Raw genomic sequence first — 23,620 nt, 5'->3', positions numbered from 1 at the left:
GAGCCCCCAGTGTGGGACACCCGTATGGACCGTCGCCGACCTTCCGGTGACACCTGGGCGACCGGAGAGGTAGCACACGGCGCAGGGAACAATACTCTCCGTATCGTCTTATGTCTTCCCTGTGGCGCCGTGTCTCCCCACACGCATACGCGAGGGGGCGGCCCGCCGTACGGCGGGCCGCCCCCTCGCCGGACCCCGGCGGAGCGACGCCCCCGTCACCCGCCCCCGGAGTCCGGGTCTGTGTTTGCTTTGCGCCTCCGCTTCGCTTCGGGCACCCCCCCCGGGGGGGGGAGAGACCGAGTGCCGGTCACCCCAGGGGGTTGAGGTGGGAGGTCGCGTACCGGTTACACCCTGCCGGGGTCGGGGCCCGAAAGTGTTTGCTTTGCGCCTCCGCTGGCGCTTCGGCGCGTGTTCGGGCGCCAAGGGAGGCGGGAACCTTCGGCACCTACGGTGTGGCCACTCGTACCTCGCGACCCCACCTACGGCACCTCCAGAACCCCGCCGGCGCCCGAACGGGCAACCCCCCGTAGCTGAGGTAGGAGACCGGGTGTCCCCGTTCCCCTGCCAGGGAGGTCAGTCCTCCTCGGGCTCCTCCTGAGCGGCGGCCCCGGCGCTCTGCTCGCCCAGGGTCACCTGGACGTCCTTCGGAGAGCCTCCGTCCTCGGAGACCACACCGAGGGTCACCTCGTCACCGGGCTGGTGGGCACGGATCTGGGCGATCAGCTGGTCGGGGGAGTTCACCGCCTCGCCTTCGAGGGAGACCACGACGTCGCCCTCCTTCAGGCCGGCCTCGGCGGCGGCACCGCCGTCGGTGACCTCCATGATCTGCGCGCCCCCGCTCCGGGCCGGGGCGATGGTCGCCTGGATGGCCGGGTAGCTCGCGCTGCCCTCGGCGACCAACTGCTCGGCGATCGGCCGGACCTGGTTGATCGGGATGGCGAAGCCCAGCCCCACGGAGCCGCTCTCCTGGGACAGACCGGCGATCGCGGTGTTGATCCCGATCACCTCACCGGCCATGTTCACCAGAGGACCGCCCGAGTTGCCCGGGTTGATCGCGGCGTCGGTCTGGATCGCGTTGATCACGGTGGAGGTCTGCGCGCCGCCGCTCTCGGTGGCGCCGGTGTTCACCGGGCGGTTGAGCGCGCTGACCACACCGGTGGTCACCGTGCCGGACAGGCCCAGCGGCGAACCGATCGCCACCACGTCGCCGCCGACCCCGACCTGGTCGGAGTCGCCCAGCGTGGCCGGGGTGAGATCGTCGCGTCCTTGGGCCTGGATCACCGCGATGTCGGACACCGGGTCCGAACCGAGGATCTCGGCGTCGGCCGCGCTGCCGTCGTTGAAGCGCACCTGGAGACGGCCGTCGGTGGCCGAGTCGACCACGTGCGCGTTGGTGAGGATCTGACCGTCCGAGGACAGGATCACGCCGCTGCCGCCGCCCTGACTGGTCTGGATGGAGACCACGCTGGGCAGGACCTGGTCGGCGACCTCGCCGACGGCCCCCTCGGTGGCGGTGCTGCCCTGCTCACCGGTGAGCGAGCTGATCGGCTCGGCGCCCGGCAGCAGGTAGGCGGTGCCGAGGGCGGCGGCGGGCCCCACGATGAGACTGGTGACCAGGGCGGTCGCCGCGGCGATCCCGACGATCCGGCCACCGCCGCGCTTCTTGGGAGCCTCCTGAGGAGGGCCGAAGGGCGGCTGCCCGAACGGGCCTCCGTAGGGGCCGGGACCGCCGGGCCGCCCGACGGCGAAGGCCGCGGTGTGCTGAGGGCCGGAGGGGCCGGGACCGAAGGGGCCGGTCGCGGGGCCCTGACCCGGGGTGCTCCCCGGGGGGACGCCCGGACCGGAGGTGTTCTGTCCGGGAACGCCCGTGCCGGGGGCGTTCGGCCCGGGGGCGGCCTGGTGGCCCGCCCCGGGGAAGACGTAGGAGGGGTGGCCGGTGCTCTCGGGGCCGGTGGCCCAGCCGGGGCCGGTCCCCTCGGGAGGGGAGAAGCGGGGGGTGCCCTGGGGGCCGCTCGGAGGGGCCTGGGCGGTGTTCTGGAAGGGGCGGGGGTCGCCGTTCGGAGCGGGCTCCGGGTTCGCGGGCTCCTCCGGGGCGACGTCGTTCACGGGGACGTCCTGTCCCTGACCACCGGTGAGAGCGGAGTCCTGGGCAGGGTGCTCCTCGGGGCCCGCGGGGCTCTGGGCCTCCGCGTCGGTCTCCCGGCCGTTACTCGGTTCGTTCGGCTGCAACTCATCCTCCGGCTGATGGGACGATGTACGGACATGCTTCATCATGTGGCCCGTGGGTTAGAACAGGGTGAGAGCCCGATACAGAGCGGTTTCGAGTTCGGCTCACGGCCGGGAGAACGCGTGGGACCGGGAAGGGATTCCCGCCGTGATGCCGGACGATGTCCGGAACGATACCGTTTCTCCCCAACACCAGGCCGATACGACAGGGAAGGCCCCACCTGTGATCAAGCTCGTGCTCGCGGACGACGAACATCTCGTCAGGGGCGCCATAGCCGCTCTGCTCGGCCTGGAGGACGACATCGAGGTCGTCGCCGAGGTGGGGCGGGGCGACCAGGTGGTCGACACCGTTCTCGAACACGCCGCCGACGTCGCCGTGCTCGACATCGAGATGCCGGGCGCCACCGGCCTGGAGGCCGCGGCCGAGCTGGGGCGGCGCGCCCCCGGCTGCGGGGTCGTCATCCTGACGAGCTTCGGTCGGCCCGGCTACCTGCGTCGGGCCCTGGAGGCGGGGGCCCGGGGGTTCCTGGCCAAGGACGCGCCGGTCGAGCAGCTCGCCGGTGCCGTCCGCAAGGTCCACGGCGGCGGTCGGTACATCGACACCGACCTGGCCGCCGCCGCGATGGTCGGAGGTGAGAGCCCTCTCACCGATCGCGAGACCGAGGTGCTGCGCGCCGCCTCCGACGGGGCGACCGTGGCCGGGATCGCCAAGGCCCTGCATCTGACCGAGGGCACCGTGCGCAACTACCTGTCCAACGCCATCGGCAAGACCGGCGCGGAGAACCGCATGGCCGCGATCCGCACCGCTCAGGACATGGGCTGGCTCTGAGGCCGCGGGGTCAGAGGAAGCGCAGGACGAGCATCGCGGTGTCGTCGGAGTTGCCGCCCGGAGCGTACTCCTCCAGCTCGCGCTCGATCCGGCTGATCACCGCCTGGGCGGTCAGCCCGGCGGCGTGGGAGAAGATCTCGGTCAGCCCCTCGTCGCCGAGCATGTCGCTTCCGCTGCGGCGCTCGGTGACGCCGTCGGTCACCGCCAGGACCACCTCGCCCGGGCGGATGTCCACGCTCTCGGTGCTGAAGCCCACGTCCTCGAAGGCGCCCAGCAGGGGCTGGGAGGTGCCGAAGGGCTCCACCCGACCCTTCTGGTTCAGCCGGAGCGGGAGCGGATGCCCGGCCGAGACCATGCGTACGCGCATGCCTCCGGCGGCGTCGGTGGCGGGGGTCATCTCCCCGTACAGCATCGTCAGGAATCGGGTCGAGGTGTTCTCGTCCAGGATGGCCATGTTCAACCGCTGCATGATGTGCGCCGGGGTGAACCCCTCTCGGGCCAGCGCGCGCAGGGTGTGTCGCGCCAGACCGGTGACGGCGGCCGCCTCCGGTCCGGTACCGCACACGTCGCCGATGGCGAAGCACCATCGTCCGCTGGCGGAGAAGACGTCGTAGAAGTCCCCGCCGACCTCGCTGCGCTCGTCCGAGGGACGATAGTAGACCGCGTGGTCCACACCGGGGATCACCGGCTCCTTGTCCTTGGGAGGCAGCAGACTGCGCTGGAGCGCCGTGCTCATCGCGGTGTGCCGTTCGTGCAGACGGGCGTTCTCCATCGCCGAGGCGACCCGACGGCTCAGGTCGTCGGCGACGTCGGCCTCTTCGCGGGTGAAGTCGTCGGTCTCGTTCTTGCCGATGGTCATCCGGCCCAGGGCCCGGCCGTGCGCGATCAGCGGGATGCTGATCGCGGGGCCGCGCGCCAGGACGCCCGTCATCTGCTCGTCCAGCCCCTCGGCGGCCAGCTCCTTCTGGGTCCACAGGGGCTGCGGCTCGCGTTGTTCGCGCGGAGGCAGCGCCGTGAGCAGGGAACGCAGGATGTCGTTGAGGTTCTCGTCGCTGTGCACCACGTGGGTGAGCCTGGAGATGCCCAGCTCGTTGATGGTGTGGATGGCGCACCAGCGGCCCAGTCGCGACGTGATGAGCTGGGCGGCCAGGGCCCCGGTCATCCGTTCGTCCAACGTGCCGGCGAGCAGGTCGCTGGCCTCGGCCAGGAAGCTCAGCGAGGCGCGGCGGCTCAGTTCCACCTCGGCGAGACGGGACCGCTCCACCGGGAGAGCTATCAGGTCGGCGCCCTCCTGGAGCCGTTTGGCCGCGGCCGGTCCGAAGTGGCGGGCCCGGGTGGAGGCCACCGCCAGCAGCCCGGTCACCCGGCCGTCCACGATCAGCGGGGCCGTCACCAGGGACCGCATCCCCGCGCGGGACAGTACGCCCCGGTTGGCGCGGGCGATCATCAGATCGTCGTTGATCACCGGCCCGGTCTCGGGAGCGGCCGACGGGAAGGTCTCCTCGGTGCGCACCCGCACCGAACGCCAAGGGGCGCCGCCGGTCAGCCCGATCGCCGCCCGGATCTCCCACATGGTCTCGTCCGAGGTCGCCAGCGCTATGTAGGCGGCGTCACCGCCCAGGGCCGTGGTCGCGTACTCCACGGTGCGTTCCAGCAATTGGGGAAGGCTGAGTCGGGAGCCCAACGCCGCGTCCAGCGCCGACCACGCGGGCGGACGCGCGGGACGGGAGGGACCCCTGCGCACCGGCGGCGACTCCAGAGAGGAGTGCTCGGTGCCCTTGTCCTCGATCCGGAACCACACCGCCTTGTCGTTACGCCCATAGCTGACACCCCAGCTGGAGGCGATCGCCGAGGCCAGGGCCAGCCCCAGGCCCCCGCTGCGTTCGTCGCCGGTCGAGGGGGAGGTGTCCACCGCGAGCGGCCCGGCCTGGGGGACGGCGCGTTCGGGCGCGGAGTCGGTGACCATCACCTCGGTCGAACCGTCGGTGCGCCGGACGGTGACCTCCAGCGCGGAGTCCGCGTGGATGACGGCGTTGGTGACCAGTTCGCTGACCAACAGGATGATGTCGTCGAACGGGTCGGGGACACCCCAGTTCAGCAGGGTGTCGTGCACGAACTCTCGGGCGGCCGCCGCGGTCTCTGGAGCAGGGGGGAACTCTCGTCGAGCGACCTTCAACGCGTCTTGTGCTGCCAAGCCGTCGGTGTCCTTCGTCACTGGGCGCGGGTGGTGGAGGGGTGGTTCCTGCCACGATACGCGGGATCGGTTCCCACGCGTGCGGACCTCTGTTCGCGGAACGCCGAGAAGACGAGATCCTCAACCCGCCTGTGCGCGATGGCACGGCCGGTTAGTGTAAGACGACACATCCGCTTCTTTCGGGTGGTACTTCGCGACGGTAGCGTGACGGGGTGTCACCGGTGGACATGTGATCGCACGCGTGTCCTCCGTGTCCCGTGCCCGCACCCGGCACGGGACCGGCCCACTGCGCTGAGGGTCGAGTCGGGACGACCCCGGCATGGTGATCGGTGGCCGACGTGGTGTGCGGATTGAGGAGGGGTTCATGCCCGAGGCGGTCATGGAACTGGCCGACGATCAACTCGACGAGATACTGAACGCTCTGTACCGGATGCGTGACGGCGACTTCAGTGTCCGGCTCCGATCGCGTGGTAGCGGAAGGCTCCGCGAGATCGCCTCGGTCTTCAACGAGGTGGTCGACCACAGCGAACAGCTCAGCAGCGAGTTGCAGCGCGTCGGCGACGTGGTCCGTGAGGAGGGTCGACTCAACGAACGGGTCACCGTCCACCCGGCCCGAGGCGCCTGGGGCAACAGCGCCCGCGCGCTCAACCTCCTCATGGACGAGGTGGCCCGGCCGGTCACCGACGTCGCCCAGGTGCTGGACTCGGTCGCCGAGGGCGAGCTCAACCGTCGAGCCTCCACCGAGGGACGCAGCGGGGAGCTCAAGGGCGACCTGTTGCGGTTGGCCAACACGGTCAACCGGATGGCCGAGCAGATGAGCGGCTTCACCGAGGAGGTCACCCGGGTCGCCCGCGAGGTGGGAACCGAGGGCAAGCTGGGCGGCAGCGCCCGCGTCGAGGACGTCTCCGGCGCCTGGCGCGAGGTCACCGAGTCGGTGAACCAGATGGCCTCCCGCCTCACCCTCCAGGTACGGGACATCTCCACCGTCACCACCGCCGTCGCCCGCGGTGATCTCGGCAAGAAGATCACCATCGACGTCCAGGGCGAGATGTTGGAGCTCAAGGACACCTTCAACACGATGGTGGACCAGCTCTCCACGTTCGCGGACGAGGTCACTCGAGTGGCCCGTGAGGTGGGCACCGAGGGCAAGCTCGGTGGTCGCGCCAACGTGCGCGGGGTCCAGGGCATCTGGAAGGACCTCACCGACAACGTCAACTCCATGGCGGACAACCTGACCAATCAGGTCCGCGACATCTCCAAGGTGACCACGGCGGTCGCCCGAGGCGACCTGACCCGCAAGGTCGAGGTCGACGTCCAGGGCGAGATGCTCGCCCTGAAGAACACCGTGAACACCATGGTCGACCAGCTCGACTCGTTGGCGGACGAGGTCACCCGGGTCGCCCGTGAGGTGGGTACCGAGGGCAAGCTGGGCGGTCGCGCCAGCGTCAAGGGCGTGTCGGGTATCTGGAAGGACCTGACCGACAACGTCAACTCGATGGCCAACAGCCTCACCTACCAGGTCCGCAACATCTCGCAGGTCACGACGGCGGTCGCCAAGGGCGACCTGGGCAAGAAGATCACCGTCGACGCCCAGGGCGAGATGCTCGAGATGAAGGACACCATCAACACGATGGTGGACCAGCTGTCGACCTTCGCCGACGAGGTCACCCGCGTCGCGCGTGAGGTCGGCACCGAGGGCAAACTGGCCGGACAGGCCCACGTACGGGACGTCTCCGGGGTCTGGAAGGACCTGACGGACAACGTCAACTCGATGGCCAACAACCTGACCTACCAGGTGCGACAGATCTCCATGGTGACGCGGGCGGTGGCCGCCGGCGACCTGACCAAGAAGGTCACGGTCAACGCCAAGGGCGAGATGTTGGAGCTCAAGGACACCATCAACGTGATGGTGGATCAGCTCTCCGCCTTCGCGGACGAGGTGACCCGTGTGGCCCGTGAGGTGGGTACCGAGGGCAAGCTGGGCGGTCGCGCCAGCGTCAAGGGCGTCTCCGGCATCTGGAACGACCTCACCGAGAACGTCAACTCGATGTCGCACAACCTCACCACGCAGGTGCGCAACATCTCCGAGGTGACGACCGCGGTCGCCGCCGGTGACCTCACCAAGAAGATCGACGTCAACGCCCAGGGAGAGATCCTCGAGGTGAAGACGACGGTGAACACCATGGTCGACCAACTGTCGGCCTTCGCCACCGAGGTCACACGAGTGGCCTACGAGGTGGGCAGCCAGGGACAGCTGGGCGGCCAGGCCAAGGTCGAGGGCGTCACCGGAACCTGGAAGCAGCTCACCGACAGCGTGAACGGGCTGGCGGGCAACCTCACCACACAGGTGCGGGCCATCGCCGAGGTCGCCAACGCCGTCGCCAAGGGCGACCTGACCCGCAACATCCAGGTCGACACCCTCGGCGAGATGCAGCAGCTCAAGGACAACATCAACCTGATGGTGTCCAATCTGCGCGAGACCACCGCCGACCAGCGCGACGCCGACTGGCTCAAGTCCAACCTGGCCCGCATCTCCGGGCGCATCCAGGGGCACCGCGACCTCAACGAGCTGGCCCGCCTCATCATGACCGAGGTCACGCCGCTGATCGGTGCCCAGCACGGGGCCTGCTACCTGCCCGAGGACCAGGACCACGAGGACATCTTCCGGCTCTACGCCGGGTTCGGATTCGAACCCGATGAAGGCCGACTGCGCATCCACAAGGGTGTCGGGCTGGCCGGCGAGGCCCTGTCCCAGCAGGTGGAACAGCAGGTGGGCAACCTGCCGGCCGGCTACGTCACGGTCGGCTCCGGCCTGGGCGAGGCCGCACCGAACCACCTGTACATCCTCCCGATCGTCACCGAGGGACGTTCTCTGGGTGTGGTGGAGTTCGCCTCCTATGAGGAGTTCCGGGAGATCCACAAGAACTTCCTCCGCCAGTTGGTCTCCCTGCTCGGGACCACGATCAACACCATCCTGGCCAACAACCGCACCGAGTACCTGCTCGAACAGTCCCAGCAGCTCACCAGCCAGTTGCGCGAACGCTCCAACGAGCTCCAACGCCAACAGGAGGAGCTGCGCGGCATGAACGCGGAGCTGCGGCAGAAGGCGACCCAGCTCGCCAACCAGAACCGGGCGATCGAACTCCAGAACCAGCAGATCCAGCGTTCCCGCAACGCTCTGGAGGAGCGCGCCCACCAGCTCCAGGTCTCGTCCAAGTACAAGTCCGAGTTCCTGGCGAACATGTCGCACGAGCTGCGCACGCCGCTCAACAGCCTGCTGATCCTGGCGCGTCTGCTCGCCGACAACGCCGAACAGAACCTCACGCCCAAGCAGGTCGAGTTCGCCCAGACCATCCACAAGGCGGGAAGCGACCTGCTCCTGCTCATCGACGAGATCCTCGACCTGTCCAAGGTGGAGGCGGGCCGCGCCGAGGTGCAGCCCAGCGAGGTGTCCATCGCCCAGCTCGTCGACTACGTGGAGGCCACGTTCCGACCGGTCACCGGGGAACAGGGGCTGGCGTTCGCGGTGGACGTCTCACCGGACATCCCCGAGACCCTGTGGACCGACGAACAGCGGCTCCAGCAGATCCTGCGCAACCTGCTCTCCAACGCGGTCAAGTTCACCTCGCAGGGCGAGGTACGACTGCTCATCGAGCCGGCCTGGGCTCTGGAGGACACCGATCTCGACATGTTCGTGGAGAACGAGGAGGTCATCGCCTTCACCGTCGCGGACACCGGGATCGGCATAGCCGAGGACAAGCTCCAGGTGATCTTCGAGGCCTTCCACCAAGGCGACGGCGGCACCTCGCGCCGCTTCGGAGGAACCGGGCTCGGGCTCTCCATCAGCCGTAACTTCGCCCGTCTGCTCGGCGGTGAGATCCGGGTGCAGAGCGTGGCCGGCCAAGGGTCGACGTTCACCCTGCTGCTCCCGGTCCGGCTGCCCGAGGACGCCGGAGAGGCCGTCGACGAGACCGGCGGCACCCTGGAGCCCCTCGCCGTCCTGGAACAGGGCGGCGGAGAGCACGACGCCCTCGGAGCCGCCGTCGGCGACAGCGACCTCGACCTGCCCGACGAGGACTTCGACGCGGTCGTGGCCGCTCTGACGGACTCCGGACAGCCGGACGAGCCGCTGCCGATGGTGCAGGTGCTCAAGGCGCCCGAGCCCGAGGAGCCCGGCGCCGAGGAGCACAGCGAGGCACGGCCCGACCCCGAACGGAGGGCGGTCCTGGCCGGACAACGGGTGCTCATCGTCGACGACGACGTGCGCAACGTGTTCGCCCTGACCAGCGCTCTGGAGGCCCAAGGCCTGGAGGTCCTCTACGCGGACAACGGGCACACCGGGATCGAGAAGCTGGAGGCCAACGAGGACATCTCCCTGGTCCTGATGGACGTCATGATGCCCGAGTTGGACGGTAACCAGACCACCCAGCGGATCCGGGAGATGCCCCAGTTCGAGGATCTGCCGATCATCTCGCTCACGGCCAAGGCCATGCAGGGAGACCGGGAACGCAGCCTGGCGGCGGGAGCCACCGACTACGTCACCAAGCCGGTCGACCTGGACCATCTGTTGGACGTGATGCGCCGTTGGCTGACCGCCGGACCGGAGGAGACCCGGGCCGGAGCCGCCGCCGACGAGCGGAGCGGTGACACGGAAGCGTCCGAGGACGGGCACAATGGCGGAACGGACCACAGTGGTCACGGTGAGACCAGGGACGACAACGACTCGAACGGGGACCCCGGTGACGCCGGAGACACCCCGCCGCACGACTCGGAGTAACCAGCAGTGACTCAGAAGGCCAACATCCTTCTCGTCGACGACCGCGACGAGAACCTCATCGCTCTGGAAGCGGCCCTCACCTCCCTGGACCAGAACCTGGTGCGGGCCAACTCCGGCGAGGAGGCGCTGAAACACCTTCTGGGCACCGATTTCGCCGTCATCCTGCTCGACGTGATCATGCCCGGAATGGACGGGTACGAGACCGCCGCGCACATCAAGCAGCGGGAGAAGACCAAGGACGTGCCGATCATCTTCCTCACCGCGCAGGAGGTCGACCGGCACCAGGTGTTCCGCGGTTACTCCTCGCGGGCCGTGGACTTCCTGATCAAGCCGTTCGACCCATGGGTCCTGCGCTCCAAGGTCGAGGTCTTCGTGGAGTTGCACCAGCTCAAGGCCCAGATGCGTGAACAGGCCCGCTCCCTCCAACGGGTCCTCAACCAGGAGACCGGGGAACCGGGCAAGGTCCTCGCCGAACAGCTCGCCCAACGCTCCCGCCAGGTCCAGGCCGACCTCGCGGACCTGCGCGAGCACATCGTCACCAACTACCAGGAGGTCGACCAGCCCTTGGTGGACGCCGTGCGCAGGGTCGACCGCTCGGCCTCACGCCTGTCCACCCTCGTGGACACCCTGCACGGGCCCGACGACTAGTTTCGGTGCTCCGCTTCGCTTCGGGGCCTCCGGGGGTTGGTGTGGGAGGTCGGGTGTCGGTTACTACAGGGGGTCGAGGTAGGAGGTCGCGTACCGGTTACACCCTGCTGGGGTCGGGGCCCGAAAGTGTTTGCTTTGGCCCTCCGCCGGCGCTTCGGGCACCCCTGGGGGTTGAGGTAGGGGACCATGTACCGGTTACACCCTGCTGGGGTCGGGGCCCGAAAGTGTTTGCTTTGGCCCTCCGCTGGCGCTTCGGGGTCTCCGGGGGTGAAGGTAGGAGACCGAGTGCCGGTCACTACAGGGGGTTGAGGTAGGAGGTCGGGTGTGGGTTACACCCTGCCGGGGTTGGGGTCCGAAAGTGTTTGCTTTGGCCCTCCGCCGGCGCTTCGGGCCGTGTTCGGGCGCCAAGGGAGGCGGGAACCTTCGGCACCTACGGTGTGGCCACTCGTTCCTCGCGACCCCACCTGCGGCACCTCCAGAACCCCGCCGGCGCCCGAACGGGCAACCCCCCGTGGCGAGGTAGGAGATCGTGTGCACCGACCCCAGGGGGTTGGTGTGGGAGACCGTGTGCACCGACCCCCAGGGGGGGTGCTGTAGGAGACCGCGTGGCGGTCGCCCCCTGGGAGATGTGAGAGGGCGGAGGTGCCCGAACCGGTCAGGGGCGGGGCGGGAGGGCGAGGCCGATGTGCTCGCCGATCTCCTCGATCAGGCCGAGGTCGGCGAGACGGAAGCTGCCCCGGTTGCTGCGGCGGATCAGGGTGAGCGCGCCTCGGACGCCGCGGCTGCCGCGCAGAGGCACCGACAGCAGTGAACCGGCGCCGAGGGCGGCCAGGACCGGGGCGCCCGAGGCCAGGTGGCCGAGCACCGACTCGTCCTCGATCAAGGGGAACAACAGCGACTGGCCGCGCCCCAGCACCTCGCCGGGGATGTCGGAGTCGCCCGGGGGCAGCGCCGCCACCTCCTCGGCCTGGCCGTCGGGCACGTCGGCCGGGCCGACCACGGTGGCGCGGCGCGCGGCCTGAGGGTCCTTCGGCAGATCACAGACGTCGATGATCACCCAGTCTGCGTAGGAGTCGGCGAGCAGGTCGGCGGCCTCGGTCAGCGCGAGCCCCCTGGTCGGAGTGGTGCCGCGCAGCAGTAGCCGGGTCATCCGGGTGAGCACGTCCAACCGTCGGGCGGCCAGGACCACCACCTGGTCCTCGACCTCCGACTCCAACGGAGCCGGCCCCTCCTCCTCGTCGCCGTGCATCGGCGGCGACATCGCCACCAGGACCAGTGGCTGGGCCTCCGTGGGCAGCTCCAACCGGGTCAGGGTCAGATGCACGTCCTCGGCCCACCCCCGCTGGGCCAGCCGGGACTCCAACGAGGCGGGCCCGTCACCGCGCAGCACCGCCGCCAGCCACGACTGCATGGCCGCGCGCTTGCGCAGGTCGACGAAGTGGGCGAAGGGCTTGCCGGTGAGATAACCGGGCGCTCCGCCCAACTGTTCGGCCCCGGAGTTGTTGATCCTCCGGATGTAGCCGTCGTGGTCCAACAGCACCACGGGCACGCTGAGCTCGTTGAACACGGCCCGCAGCAGGACCCGGTCGTTGTCATCGCCGGAGCGGCGGGGCGCGGCGGGGTTGCTGTGGGCACGGGCCAGCTCCGCTCCGGCGTCGCCGAGCAGACGCTCCGCGTACTCCAACTCCGCGAGGGCGGCCTCGGCGGTGCCCTGGGCATCGTCCGGGTAGGTGGCGTGGGTGTTGCCCAGGGCGGCGACACGTTCGCTCAACGCGTTGATCTCGCGTTGCAGATCGGCGAGGTTGTCCGACACGCTCACGGTCTCCCGGTCGTCTTCGAGGGCGGTGCGGCGGTGCTCGGCGGGCCCGGGGCGGGTGCCGAGAAGGTGCTTTGTCCCCGTGCTGAGGACGGCCCGTGTCCGGTCGAGGCCTTTCCGAAGGTTACCGTTGGTGGGGGAGAACGGGACGAGCGGAGGAGGTTCGCACGATGTGGATCGAACGCCTCGCCCGTGACATCGGCGCTCTGGGACAAGAGGAGAGCACCACCCCCGAGCGGGCTCTGGACCAGATGAGCCGCGCCGCCGCGTGGGGCGTTCCCGGATGTTCGGCCTCCCTGGTCGTGCTCTGGCGCGAGGTGGTCGCCCCGGACGGGACCGGCCGTCACGTGGTCAGCGACTACGGCGCCTCCCATTCCGACCTCTCCGAGGCCTTCGAATACCAGTACACGACCGACCAGGGCCCCACGGTCGAGGCGGTCCGCGAGATGCGCAGGGTCCGCGTCTCCGACGTGCTCCGCGACCAGCGCTGGCCCGGATACACGAGCATGGCCGTCCAGTGCGGTGACCGTTCCTCTATCACCCAGCCCAGCAAGCTTCCCGGCGAGGGGGAGGACCGTGTCCTCACCTTCGGCGTGCACTCGGGACGGTCGGACGCCTTCGACGAAGAGGTGGTCACCCATCTCACCGCGCTGTTGGCCGAACACGCGGCGATGGCCCTGCACACGGCGGGGCGTCAGGCCGACGCGGCGCGCGAGTCCGCCCACATGCGAAGGGCGATGTCGGCGCGTACGGTGATCGACCAGGCCAAGGGGATCATCATGCACGCCCGGGGCTGTGACGCCGACACCGCCTTCGCGGCCCTGCGCGAGGTGGCCCAGCGCAATCGGAAGCGGGTCGTGGAGGTGGCCCGGGACCTGGTGGCGGAGAACACCGGCCCCCAGCCGCGGATGCGAGGGCGCGGGCGTCGAGGGTGAGCCTCTCGGCGTGAACGTCCCGGTGAACACATCGATACGAGTCCCGAGTGTGATCGGGAGGCGTCATGATGAGAGGTCGGGGCCGTCGCGGAACGCGGTGGCGGCCGGTCCGCCCCAGGGCGGGCGCGAGTCCCACCCGGTGCACGCGAACGACAAGGAGAAGCGACCGTGACGTCAGACATCTCGATCCGCCGAGAGAACGGTGTCGCCGTGGTGACGCCCGTCGGCGAGATGGACGCGGTCACCTCTCCGGCCCTGGCCGAGGCTTTGGACGAGGTGCTGTCCGAAGGGCCCGAGGGCGTGGTGGTGGCCTTCGACAAGGTGGGGTTCTGCGACTCCCGATGCATCGGGGTGCTGGTGGCCGCCTTCCGGCAGGCCCGCGACCTCGGTGTGGGTCTGGTGATCGCCGAGCCTCAGCAGCAGGTCAACCGATTGTTCGTGATCGCGGGCATCGACCAGGTGATCCCGATCATGGAGAGCGTGGGGAAGGCGGTCGCCTCCTTCGCCGAGGCCGGCTGACGCGGGGCGCGCGCCGATGTCGCGGCCCGCGCCCCGAAGCACGGGTCAGTTCCCGTGGCGCTTCTCGTAGCCGACCAGGCGCACGCACGTGGTCAGGCCGAGCATCGCCTTCTCCAGCTCCTCCAGGGAGGGGAAGCTGGGCGCGATACGGATCGTCGCGTCACGCGGGTCGTCGCCGTAGGGGTGGGTCGCCCCGGCCGGGGTCAGGACGATACCCGCCTCGGCGGCGCGGCGCACGACCTCCTTGGCGCAGCCCTCGCCGACCTCCAGGGTGACGAAGTAGCCACCGGTGGGGGTGGTCCACTCGGCCAGCCCGGTACCGCCGAGCTCGGCTTCCAGGATCCGCTGGACGGTGTCGAACTTGGGCTGGAGCAGGCTCCGCTGGCGCTCCATGTGGATCCGCAGCCCTTCCGCGTCCCTCAGGAAGAGGAGGTGCCGGAGCTGGTTCACCTTGTCCGGGCCGATCGAACGCTTGGAACTGTTGGCGGTCAGCCAGTCCACGTTGGCGGTCGAGGAACCGAAGAAGCCGACGCCGGCCCCGGCGAAGGTGATCTTCGAGGTGGAGCCGAAGACGAACGGCCGATCGGGGTTCCCGCTCTCCGCGCAGGCGGCGGAGAGGTCGGCGATCTCTACGGGCTCGTCGGTGAGGTGGTGGGCGGCGTAGGCGTTGTCCCAGAAGATCCGGAAGTCCGGGGCGGCGGTGGTCATCCGGGCCAGACGCGCGATGGTCTCGTCGCCGTAGACGACCCCGTTCGGGTTGCTGTACTTGGGCACGCACCAGATGCCCTTGACGGCCGGGTCCTCGGCGACGAGCCGCTCCACGACGTCCATGTCCGGACCGGAGTCGTCCATCGGTACGGGGATCATCTCGATGCCGAACCGCTCGGTGAGGGCGAAGTGCCGGTCGTAGCCGGGCACGGGGCACAGGAAGGCGATCCGCTCCTGGTCGGCCCAACGCGTCTCGGCGCCGGGCAGGACGCTCAGGAAGGCGTGGACCAGGCAGTCGTGCATCAGTTCCAGGCTGGAGTTCCCGGCCGCGAGGAGGCGGTCCGCGGGGACCTGGAGCACGTCGGAGAAGATCTCCCGGAGTTCCGGCAGGCCGCGCAGGCCGCCGTAGTTGCGCACGTCGGTGCCGTCCGGGGCGTGGTGCCGGTCGCCGGGGAGGGAGAGCAGCCCCTCGGAGAGATCGAGCTGCTCCGGGGCGGGCTTGCCGCGGGTGAGGTCGAGCTTCAGGCCTCGCGCGGTCAGTTCCTTGTAGTCCCGCCGGGCCCGGTCGAGGAGTTCGGCCGGGGCGTCGGCGTTCGACTCGGTGGTCATGATGGTTCCTCTCGAAGGGGGCGCCCGCCTCGGGGGACGGGCGCGTGCCGCAGAATACAGGGGGTGAGCTCGGAGAACGGCCGGTCAGACGCGGTCGACGAAGTGCAATCGCACCAGGGATCCGTCCCTGCTCCCGCAGATCTCCATGTAGTCGCAGATCTGGCGGGTGATCCACAGCCCGTATCCGCGTGGTCGGAGACTGTCCGCCGGTCGGTAGCCGGCCAACGGGTCGGTGAGGCCGCCTCGCTCGTCGAAGACGTCGCACACCCATCGGTCCGGTCCACGCCATACCTGGACCGTGCCCTTGCCCGCCCCGTGTTCCAGGACGTTCGCGGCGAGTTCGTTCACCGCGACGACCAGGCCGTCCACGAGGCCGTCGGCCAGACCCAGGAGCCGTCCCAGGTCGCCGAGGTCCTCCCGTAACCGGGGGAGCGACGGACAGATCTCCAGCCGGTGGGAGGGGCCGGTCACGGCCATCGGCTCGGGCGCGCGGACCCGCCGCCCGAAGGCCTCGGTGCCCCGGTAGTCGGGGTTGGGTCGGGCGGTGCGCGCGCCCAGGAGCATCGGATGGGTGGCCAGGACCGCGGACCTGTTCCCCGGACGGAGCCACTGTTCGTCATGGACGCACAACAGGCTCATGTCCATGGGGGCAAGGGCCGTGCTCAGCACCGATTCCATCCGGTGCCACTCGCGTCCCTCCAACCCGTCGGAGGGTAGGAGGGGAGGCTCGGCCACGACGCTGACGGAGCCGTGGAGCAGGGCCATCCGGTGCAGGGCGGCCAGGGCGCGCCCCGGGGCGTCGTAGAGGGTGTCCCGCTCGATGACCTCGATCCGGTCGCGTTCGGCGGGTGCGAGCCCGTCGAGGAGGGCGGCCGGATCGGTCACGGCGAGCACGGTCCGGACGCCGGCCCGGACGGTGGAGCGGAGCCGCTCCCCGACCGCCGTGGAAGAGCGTCTTCCACGGCGCAGGAGCAGTCCCTGGTGTTCGAACGTCATCGAGGGTGGAGGACCGCTCAGTGGGCGGACCCGGACAGGAGCAGCTCCGCCTCGTCCTCGTCGGAACGGTCCTGGTGGTCGGTCTGCTGTGGGCGGGAACGCTCGTAGGCGAGCTCGGTCTCCACGGCGATGCGCTGCCAGGTGAAGCGGGAGCGGGCGCGGTCGACCGCGGCGATGCCGTAGGCACTGCTCATGGTCGGCGTGTTGAGGACGGCGCGTACCGAGCGCGCGACCTCGTCGGGACGGCCGAACCGCATGAGCACGCCGCTGGTGCGGTGCAGGACCGCGCCGGGGACGGCCCCGGTGGCCGTGGCGACGACCGGGAGACCACAGGCCATGGCCTCCAGGACGGCGCCGCCGTAGGGGTCGTGGGAGGCGGCGGAGACGTACACGTCGGCGGAGCGCAGCAGACGCGGGAGCTCCTTGCGCTCCACCGGTCCGGTCAGGTGCACGCGGTCGTTCACCCCGGCCTCCTTGGCCAGCAGTTCGACGCGGCGGGCGTTCTCGTCGAGGGCGACCGTGCGGTCGTCGGCGGTGGAGACCAGCAGCAGTTCGGCCTCGGGCAGGCGGGTCATCGCCTCGACCAGACGTTCGGCGCCACCGGGCGCGGTCAGGGAGGTCACCGAGATGAGACGGGGACGCTCCTCGCGGCGGGAGTGCCAGGGTTCGGTGGAGGCGCTGCCCTCCACGCTGAAGTGGTCGGTGTCCACGCCGAAGGGGACGACGCTCACGTGGTGTCGGGGCACACCGAGTCGGGCCAGCTCGCCCTGCTGGTCGGTGGAGTTGACCAGGACGTGGTCGGCCCGGGAGGCCAGGATCGTCTCCATGCGGGCGCGGTCGGGACGGTGGGCCATGCCGGACCGCTGTTCGCTGGCGTTGAGGGAGTGGAAGGTCTGGACGATGGGGGTCCCGCTCTGGTCCTTCTCGCTGTGCGCCTGAGCGTGGAGGGCGGCCAGGCCGCTGGTCCAGCCGATGGCGTGCAGCACGTCGGGGGTGTCCTCGTCGAGGACGGCGGCGAGCGCGGTGCCGAAGGCCCCGGTGTGCTCGGCGTGCTCGTCCTCGGTGAGGGGGCGGGCGGGGCCGGCGTCGAGGTAGGCGACGGAGACGCCGCGGGCCATACGGGTGCGGCCCTCGGGCTGCTCGGGGTCGCTGCGGCGGACGTAGACGGTCACCCGGTGACCGCGTTTGGCGAGCTGACGGGAGAGGGCACAGGCGTGCAGGCTCGCGGGGCAGGCCGGCTCGCCCCGGTGAGCGGGAAGGGGATTGGCGTGTTCGGCGACCATGGCGATCTTCACTGGGCTGAACTCCTTGGACACCGCCGTGGTGTCCTTAGTGGTTGGTCCCGGCGGGACTCCGGAGCGGGGAGTCGGAGTCCACCCGGGATGACTGTGGTCGGTGGCCGGAGCGGGGAGCGGGGCCGACCGAGGGGCGTCGTCTCGTTACGAGGCGCCCGCGGAGGATGACGGGGGATACGGGGACGGCGCGATCGCGGCCGGTGGGGAACGCCGTGCGGCGTCGAGGAAGACGCGCGTACGAAGGGCACGGCGCGGCGGAAGAGGAGAGAGAGGAGGGGAGAGACGCATGACAGACCACACCAAACGACCGTCGTAGGAGACTGAGCGCCACCGGGCGTACCTGTGGCCAGGTCCGCGCGCGGGGCGGGGTCGTGTGTGTCTGCGTCTTAGACACCCAACTCCGACCATTCTGCCAGACCCCGGACCGGCCGACAACGTGCGTTCTATCCCACAGGCTGTCCGAAACCCTCCCGGAGTACCCGGGCCCTTCGTCGCCGCGAAGCCCTGGTCTGCGGTTTCGTCGAACATTCCGATAGGCCCTGTTGGTCGGGTTCCGGCAACGCTACTGTCGGACCGGAACCGAGGGGGACGGCGCTGGAAGTCCCTCAGGTCACCCGCGCAACACTTTTGGCGGCGAAAAGCGGTGCGGGAACTGCATATCCGGGTGTTTTCCGCCATGATGTACGCGGATTTTGACCGACTCCGGCGGTGGCTCGGTACGGTTACAGAATCCAGACGTTGAACGGGACTCGACCAAGGCCCGGCGCTGGGCGCCGGGCAACCGGCCACGGCCGACGAAACGGGAGGAAGGGCGTATGGGTGTCGCTGGTGGGGAAGTCATAGTCACGGCCCTCACGCACCGGGGCGCTATCCGCCCTGCCAACGAGGACTCCGTGGTCATGGGTGCGCTCACCGTCGCCAGCGCGAACATGACCTCCCCGGTCCGCTGCGTGCTGCCGGTGAGCGAACCGGTGATCCTCGCGGTCGCGGACGGTATCGGCGGCCAGGCCGCCGGGGAGATCGCCTCCGAGCACGCGGTGCACCGCATGGCCGAGATGGGGCCGCGGCTCAACAACACCGAGGAGGTCGCCCAGCTCCTCACCCACATCGACGAGGAGATCAAGGACCACGCCTCCCAGCACCCGGAGTTCTCGGGGATGGGGACCACGGTCGCGGGCGTCCTGCTCAACAGCGACGGCAACTTCTGGTTCAACGTCGGAGACTCGCGTACCTACCGTCTGGAGGGGCGCCACCTGCGTCAGCTCTCGGAGGACGACTCTCCGGCCCTACCGCCCTCCGAGGACGGACGTCCCGTCACGACCAACTTCATCACCCAGTCCCTGGGCGGAAGCTCGGGCGGATCGATGGTCCCGCATGTGGGCCGGGACGAGGCCGCCGACCCCAGCGCCTGGCTCATGTGCAGCGACGGCCTGTCCGACCTGGTGCTGCCGGAGGAAATGGAGCGGATCATCGCCGAGGCCGGTAGCGACGAGGCCGCCGTCCACGCCCTCTGGCAGGCCGCGATGGGGGCCGGGGGCAAGGACAACATCAGCATCCTGTTGGCGCGGCGACGCTGACGGTCGTGCCCGGGACCGCTCACGGTCTCGGGGCACCACGACGGGAAGGGGCCCGCACGCTTCGGCGTACGGGCCCCTTCGTGTGTCCGGTGTCCGTGGGCCGGATCCTTACGGATCAGGAGTCGGAACCGGGGCGGTTGCGCATGCGCGTCACGAGCATCGCGATCAGACCGATGATCGCGAGGACGACGACACCACCGATGATCAGCATGGTCGAGGAGGAGCCGCCCGCCTCCTCGGCGGGGGCCTCCTCCGCAGGGGCCTCCTCGGCCTGCTCGTCCGCGGCCTCGTTCTCGGCAGGGGCCTCTTCCTCGGCGGGCTCCTCGGGAGCGGCCTCGGCGATGGCCTCGTCGGTCACGGTGAAGGTGAGCGTCTCCTGGATGGGGTGGCCGTCGGAGGAGACGACGCGGAAGGCGATGGTGTAGTCGCCGGCCTGGTCCAGCGGGGCCAGGCCCACGGAGACGTCGGTGCCGTCGAAGACCAGCTCTCCGTCCTCGTACTGGGTCTCCTCGTCGGGGCCGGTCACGACGATGGCGCTGCCGCTTCCCCCTTCCATCGGGGCGTTGTTGAAGGTGAGCACGACCTCCTCGGGGAGGGTCTCCAGGGTCGCCTCGTCCTCGGGGTTGGAGCCGGTGAGGACGTCGTGCGCGAGGGCGGGGGAGGGGGCCAGCAGCAGGGCGGCCGCCACGGGGACGACGAGGGCGGCTGCGGTGCGGATTCTTCTCATGTTCTTCTCTCAGGCCGTCGGGGTGAGGGTTCACGTCCGGCCGGCACGGGTGCGACCGTGCTCGCCCGGCTCTTTTCGCCGGTCCCCGGAGCACACCGAGGGAACGCGGGGAGCGTTCACGACGGGATGGGCGGGGACGTGGGCGAACCGGGGGGCCCACGGGGGCCGTGCGACGCGCGGACGGCGAGGGAGAACAGGCCCTTCGAAGGGGACGCGGGCGTTCGTCCGGGAGGGTCGAACGCGAGATCGGGAACGCGGAGCAGCCGCGGCAGGGCCCTGGAGACGGCGGAGGTCAGGGACCATAGCGCCGATTCACCGTGGGCCAGGAGCGCGGCGGCGAGCAGGGCGGCCCACAGGTGTGCGAACAGCATGCCCGGGGCGAAGCCGAGTGTGTGGGTGAGCAGCCCGTGTCCGCTGTGGTCGATCCCCGTGTCGAGGGCGATCGGAAGCGGGCCCGCCGAACCCTGGAGGGTCAGGTGGAGGGCGATCTGCGCGAGGGCCAGCACGGCGAAGATGTCGCCGAACCCCCGCATGACGCGGGTGAAGCGCCACAGAAGGCAGAAGAGGAGGAGCGTGGCCAGGGCGAAGCCCTCGACCCCGGCCGGGGTGGCGGCCCAGAGGTTGTGACCTCCCCAGGCAAGCCCGGTGCACGCGCCGGCGAGGAAGGCCGTGCGCGTGAGACGGAGCGTGCCGTGAGCGGGTCGCACGTTAGAGAACCTAGGCCGTGCCCTCCGGTGCCGCAAGACGGTGACCGGGGACATGGGAAGACCGCCGGGCGCGTGGCGCACCCGACGGCCTCACCCGGGGCTATCCCGCCGGTACCAGCTCGCGGCGCATGTAGCGACGCTGCTCGGGGGTGGTGCCACCCCAGACTCCATGAGCCTCACCGGCGCGAAGGGCCCACCGCAGACATTCCGGGCGAACAGTACAGCTGCGGCAGACGTCGAGTGCTTTCTCCGTGTCGATGCGACCGATCCCGGTGCTGCTCACCGGGAAGAAGATCTCAGGGTCGTATGAGCGGCAGTTCCCCTGCTCGACCCAGTCCTCGCTCTCGTGGTACAGGCGGTTCACGAGTGCCTCCGATCCCTGGTCAGTGGTCCGCACCGTGGATCCCACGGTGGGTCAGCGAAGTTGGTGTCCACGCTGCCGTCCCAGGTTTGCGACCCTTCTGGGCTGCGGCGAAGCGGTGCGACTAATTGTAGTACTACATGAGGTCGTACTACAGGAAGTCTGCTCCAAAATCCGAGAATCATCAAGGACGTCCGTCGGGGAGGAGGGGGCTTCGGACCCCGTTCGCGAGGTGGGCGAGGGGCGAAAGGGGCGAAGAGGGCGGTCTCTCGACCCGTTCAGAGGCCGAGGGATTTTCCTGCGTACAGCCGCTTTCGGAGCTCGGAGCGCGTACCGTGTGACGTGGGCCGCAGTCCTTCGAGGGCGTTATGTCGCTAGGTTCCCACCGAATTCATGTGACTTAACGCACGCTTAATATCGCGCTCCGAGGCTCTATGTTTGACCCTGACGCCTAGAGGCGATCGGCCGGACGGTGGGCGCCTCCCCCGGGTGAACCGGGTCCGGAAAGGATCGCGAACCCCCTGATGGACAGGGGGTGCGCGGGCCGCTCCACCGCTACCGCGCGTCATCTGCGAGTGTCGGCCGAGGTCGCCGAACACTGCTAAATAGACGAGCCATACCCGCGCCCTATCTGTTCAAACATCTGCGCGGAATCTCGCTGAAACTCTTTTGGTCTTCGTTCGCTAAGTTCGGTCGACGTGCCACATCTACGAACGAACCTCGAAGCACACGACCGAAACGACGACGGAGCCCCGGGCTCCGAAACCGCCGAGGCCGTGGGCCGTGGGGACGTGCGCTTGACCCACCCCTCCCCGGAGGACGGGCCGCACATGTGGCGGTTGGCCGGCGAGACGGGGATGGACGTGAACTCTCCGTACGCCTACACGCTCTGGTGCCGGGACTTCGCCGCGACCAGCGTCGTGGCGAGGGACGCCGACGGGCGGGTGGCGGCCTACGTCACCGGTTACGTCCGTCCCGACAGCCCGGACACGTACTTCCTCTGGCAGGTGGCCGTCGACTCCGCTCACCGTGGTCGGCGCCTGGCCCGCCGGATGCTCGACTTCATCGGCGAGACCTTCGCCGAGCAGGGACTTCGGTACCTCGAAGCGACCGTCACCCCGGACAACAAGGCCTCTCGTGCCCTCTTCGCCTCGTTCGCGAGGGACCTGGGGACCGAGGCCGAGTGGAGCCCGCTCTTCACCGAGGAGCACTTCCCGGCCGGCGGGGGCGAGAACCACGACCCCGAGGACCTCGTGCGCATCGGCCCCATCGGCCCCGAGCCCACCGCCTCCGACGACTGACCGTCCGTACCGGATCGAACGCGATCCTGACCCACCCCTCGTCTAAGCCCTGAGCCCACGAAGTTGGGGAAAGGAATCAAGGAACATCACGATGGAGACCTTCCAGCGCCTCGAGTCCGAAGTCCGCGGATACTGCCGTAGCTGGCCGGTCGTCTTCGACAAGGCGGTCGGTTCGCACGTCTATGACGAGAACGGCAAGCCCTACCTGGACTTCTTCGCCGGGGCCGGTTCGCTCAACTACGGGCACAACAACCCGGAGCTGAAGAAGTCGCTCATCGATTACCTGACGGACGATCGCATCGTCCACAGCCTCGACGCCTACAGCGTGGCCAAACGCGAGTTCCTGAAAACCTTCGAGGAGATCATCCTCGAACCGCGCGGACTCGACTACAAGATCCAGTTCCCCGGCCCGGCCGGGAACAACGCCGTCGAGGCGGCGCTCAAGCTGGCCCGGAAGTACACCGGACGCCAGACCATCATCAACTTCACCAACGGCTTCCACGGGATGACCCTGGGCGCCCTGGCCGTCACCGGCAACTCCATGAAGCGCGGTGGCGCCGGTGTGCCGCTCGACCACGTGGCGACCATGCCGTTCGACAACTACCTCGACGGCAAGACCCCGGACTTCCTGTGGCTGCGCAGCCTGCTGGAGGACAGCGGCAGCGGACTGGACGCCCCGGCCGCCGTGATCGTGGAGTCCGTCCAGGGCGAGGGCGGCATCAACGTCGCCAGCGCCGAATGGCTCCGCGGGCTCTCCGAGCTCTGCAAGGAGTACGGCATCCTGCTCATCCTGGACGACATCCAGATGGGCTGCGGTCGTACCGGCCGGTTCTTCAGCTTCGAAGAGGCCGGGATCACCCCCGACATCGTCACCCTGTCCAAGTCCATCAGCGGCTACGGTCTGCCGATGGCGCTCACGCTGTTCAAGCGGGAGCTGGACGTGTGGGAGCCGGGTGAGCACAACGGCACCTTCCGCGGCTTCAACCCGGCCATGGTCACCGGCACGGAGACGCTGCGTCGCTACTGGACCGACGACTCCTTCGCCGAGGCCACCCTGGCCAAGGGCGCCATGGTCGAGGCCCGTCTCTCGGAGATCGCCTCCGAGTACGGCGACTTCGGCGCCCACGTGCGCGGCCGCGGCCTGGCCCGCGGTCTGGCGTTCGAGACCGAGGGCATCGCCAAGAAGGTCGCCGCCGAGTCCTTCCAGCGGGGCCTGCTCCTGGAGACCTCCGGTCCCCAGGACGAGGTCGCCAAGCTCCTGCCGCCGCTCACCTCGACCGAGGAGGAGCTCAACGCCGGTCTGGACATCATGGCCGACGCCGCCCGGGCCGCCGTCAAGGTCGCCCAGCCGGCGTGACGAAGTGCCCGGGATCCGTCCCTCCACCCCGACGCGCG

17 protein-coding genes are annotated in these 23,620 nt (G+C 69.6%); 8 read left to right on the top strand and 9 right to left on the bottom strand.

The features are described 5' to 3' along the window. Nucleotides 1-573: 573 nt before the first annotated feature. Entirely contained in the window at nucleotides 574-2,229 is a 1,656-nt protein-coding gene (locus TR33_RS05890) for a S1C family serine protease (protein ID WP_042282049.1), read from the bottom strand. Nucleotides 2,230-2,449: 220 nt separating this feature from the next. Between TR33_RS05890 and TR33_RS05885 the strand changes: the two genes are divergently transcribed. Next, entirely contained in the window at nucleotides 2,450-3,055 is a 606-nt protein-coding gene (locus tag TR33_RS05885; protein ID WP_014911598.1) for a response regulator transcription factor, read from the top strand. A 10-nt stretch (nucleotides 3,056-3,065) separates the two neighbouring features. Here the strand turns inward: TR33_RS05885 and TR33_RS05880 are convergent, their stop codons facing one another. After that, the gene (locus TR33_RS05880) at nucleotides 3,066-5,231 is read right to left on the bottom strand and encodes a SpoIIE family protein phosphatase (RefSeq protein WP_026125311.1); all 2,166 of its coding nucleotides are present in this window, start codon (nucleotides 5,229-5,231) and stop codon (nucleotides 3,066-3,068) included. 382 nt (nucleotides 5,232-5,613) lie between these two features. Here TR33_RS05880 and TR33_RS05875 point away from each other — a divergent pair, with 382 nt between their 5' ends. Continuing rightward, a complete protein-coding gene (locus TR33_RS05875) occupies nucleotides 5,614-10,026 on the top strand; it encodes a HAMP domain-containing protein (protein ID WP_042282598.1) in 4,413 nt (1,470 codons plus the stop codon). A gap of 6 nt (nucleotides 10,027-10,032) precedes the next feature. Continuing rightward, a complete protein-coding gene (locus TR33_RS05870; RefSeq protein ID WP_014910200.1) occupies nucleotides 10,033-10,674 on the top strand; it encodes a response regulator in 642 nt (213 codons plus the stop codon). Nucleotides 10,675-11,329: 655 nt separating this feature from the next. Here TR33_RS05870 and TR33_RS05865 read toward each other — a convergent pair. Next, the gene (locus TR33_RS05865; protein ID WP_042282047.1) at nucleotides 11,330-12,487 is read right to left on the bottom strand and encodes a PAS domain-containing protein; all 1,158 of its coding nucleotides are present in this window, start codon (nucleotides 12,485-12,487) and stop codon (nucleotides 11,330-11,332) included. A 173-nt stretch (nucleotides 12,488-12,660) separates the two neighbouring features. Here TR33_RS05865 and TR33_RS05860 point away from each other — a divergent pair, with 173 nt between their 5' ends. Continuing rightward, on the top strand, nucleotides 12,661-13,425 hold the full coding sequence (locus tag TR33_RS05860; RefSeq protein WP_042282045.1) for a GAF and ANTAR domain-containing protein: 765 nt from the start codon (nucleotides 12,661-12,663) through the stop codon (nucleotides 13,423-13,425). A 168-nt stretch (nucleotides 13,426-13,593) separates the two neighbouring features. Beyond that, nucleotides 13,594-13,944 (top strand): STAS domain-containing protein, encoded by a 351-nt coding sequence (locus TR33_RS05855; protein WP_017536210.1) that lies wholly within the window; start codon nucleotides 13,594-13,596, stop codon nucleotides 13,942-13,944. Nucleotides 13,945-13,989: 45 nt separating this feature from the next. Here the strand turns inward: TR33_RS05855 and TR33_RS05850 are convergent, their stop codons facing one another. The 3 genes from TR33_RS05850 to TR33_RS05840 all read right to left on the bottom strand — a co-directional run bounded on the left by TR33_RS05850 (nucleotide 13,990) and on the right by TR33_RS05840 (nucleotide 17,552). After that, the gene (locus tag TR33_RS05850) at nucleotides 13,990-15,261 is read right to left on the bottom strand and encodes an aspartate aminotransferase type Ic (protein ID WP_014909473.1); all 1,272 of its coding nucleotides are present in this window, start codon (nucleotides 15,259-15,261) and stop codon (nucleotides 13,990-13,992) included. An 84-nt stretch (nucleotides 15,262-15,345) separates the two neighbouring features. Beyond that, complete coding sequence (locus TR33_RS05845) at nucleotides 15,346-16,257, bottom strand: anti-sigma factor RsbA family regulatory protein (RefSeq protein ID WP_042282044.1); 912 nt, start codon at nucleotides 16,255-16,257, stop codon at nucleotides 15,346-15,348. 17 nt (nucleotides 16,258-16,274) lie between these two features. Further along, the gene (locus tag TR33_RS05840; protein ID WP_042282041.1) at nucleotides 16,275-17,552 is read right to left on the bottom strand and encodes a glycosyltransferase; all 1,278 of its coding nucleotides are present in this window, start codon (nucleotides 17,550-17,552) and stop codon (nucleotides 16,275-16,277) included. 815 nt (nucleotides 17,553-18,367) lie between these two features. On the opposite strand from TR33_RS05840, the gene TR33_RS05835 reads away from it, so the two are divergent. Then, a complete protein-coding gene (locus TR33_RS05835; protein WP_026125309.1) occupies nucleotides 18,368-19,129 on the top strand; it encodes a PP2C family protein-serine/threonine phosphatase in 762 nt (253 codons plus the stop codon). A gap of 115 nt (nucleotides 19,130-19,244) precedes the next feature. Here TR33_RS05835 and TR33_RS05830 read toward each other — a convergent pair whose 3' ends face one another. From TR33_RS05830 to TR33_RS05820, 3 genes are all read right to left on the bottom strand, one after another. Beyond that, on the bottom strand, nucleotides 19,245-19,856 hold the full coding sequence (locus tag TR33_RS05830) for a copper resistance CopC family protein (RefSeq protein ID WP_014911875.1): 612 nt from the start codon (nucleotides 19,854-19,856) through the stop codon (nucleotides 19,245-19,247). A gap of 116 nt (nucleotides 19,857-19,972) precedes the next feature. Next, the gene (locus tag TR33_RS05825) at nucleotides 19,973-20,563 is read right to left on the bottom strand and encodes a hypothetical protein (RefSeq protein WP_014911702.1); all 591 of its coding nucleotides are present in this window, start codon (nucleotides 20,561-20,563) and stop codon (nucleotides 19,973-19,975) included. A 100-nt stretch (nucleotides 20,564-20,663) separates the two neighbouring features. Next, entirely contained in the window at nucleotides 20,664-20,927 is a 264-nt protein-coding gene (locus tag TR33_RS05820) for a WhiB family transcriptional regulator (protein WP_014911313.1), read from the bottom strand. 788 nt (nucleotides 20,928-21,715) lie between these two features. On the opposite strand from TR33_RS05820, the gene ectA reads away from it, so the two are divergent. Continuing rightward, nucleotides 21,716-22,225 (top strand): diaminobutyrate acetyltransferase, encoded by a 510-nt coding sequence (gene ectA / locus TR33_RS05815; protein WP_081536567.1) that lies wholly within the window; start codon nucleotides 21,716-21,718, stop codon nucleotides 22,223-22,225. 91 nt (nucleotides 22,226-22,316) lie between these two features. Then, nucleotides 22,317-23,582 carry a diaminobutyrate--2-oxoglutarate transaminase gene (gene ectB / locus TR33_RS05810; protein WP_014909366.1) on the top strand — a complete coding sequence of 422 codons (1,266 nt, stop codon included), beginning with the start codon at nucleotides 22,317-22,319 and terminating at the stop codon, nucleotides 23,580-23,582. Nucleotides 23,583-23,620: the final 38 nt, after the last annotated feature.

Origin of the sequence: Nocardiopsis alba (genome assembly GCF_000710955.1) — a bacterium.
Taxonomy (GTDB): domain Bacteria; phylum Actinomycetota; class Actinomycetes; order Streptosporangiales; family Streptosporangiaceae; genus Nocardiopsis; species Nocardiopsis alba.
Note: the sequence above shows the minus strand (reverse complement) of the source record. Positions and strands in the feature narration are given on the sequence as shown.

What these genes read in the sequence shown, in the direction of transcription:
- TR33_RS05875 (WP_042282598.1), top strand. Translation starts at nt 5,614, where the DNA reads ATGCCCGAGGCGGTCATGGAACTGGCCGACGATCAACTCGACGAGATA.
- TR33_RS05850 (WP_014909473.1), bottom strand. Translation starts at nt 15,261, where the DNA reads ATGACCACCGAGTCGAACGCCGACGCCCCGGCCGAACTCCTCGACCGG.
- TR33_RS05845 (WP_042282044.1), bottom strand. Translation starts at nt 16,257, where the DNA reads ATGACGTTCGAACACCAGGGACTGCTCCTGCGCCGTGGAAGACGCTCT.
- ectB (WP_014909366.1), top strand. Translation starts at nt 22,317, where the DNA reads ATGGAGACCTTCCAGCGCCTCGAGTCCGAAGTCCGCGGATACTGCCGT.
- TR33_RS05860 (WP_042282045.1), top strand. Translation starts at nt 12,661, where the DNA reads ATGTGGATCGAACGCCTCGCCCGTGACATCGGCGCTCTGGGACAAGAG.
- TR33_RS05835 (WP_026125309.1), top strand. Translation starts at nt 18,368, where the DNA reads ATGGGTGTCGCTGGTGGGGAAGTCATAGTCACGGCCCTCACGCACCGG.
- TR33_RS05830 (WP_014911875.1), bottom strand. Translation starts at nt 19,856, where the DNA reads ATGAGAAGAATCCGCACCGCAGCCGCCCTCGTCGTCCCCGTGGCGGCC.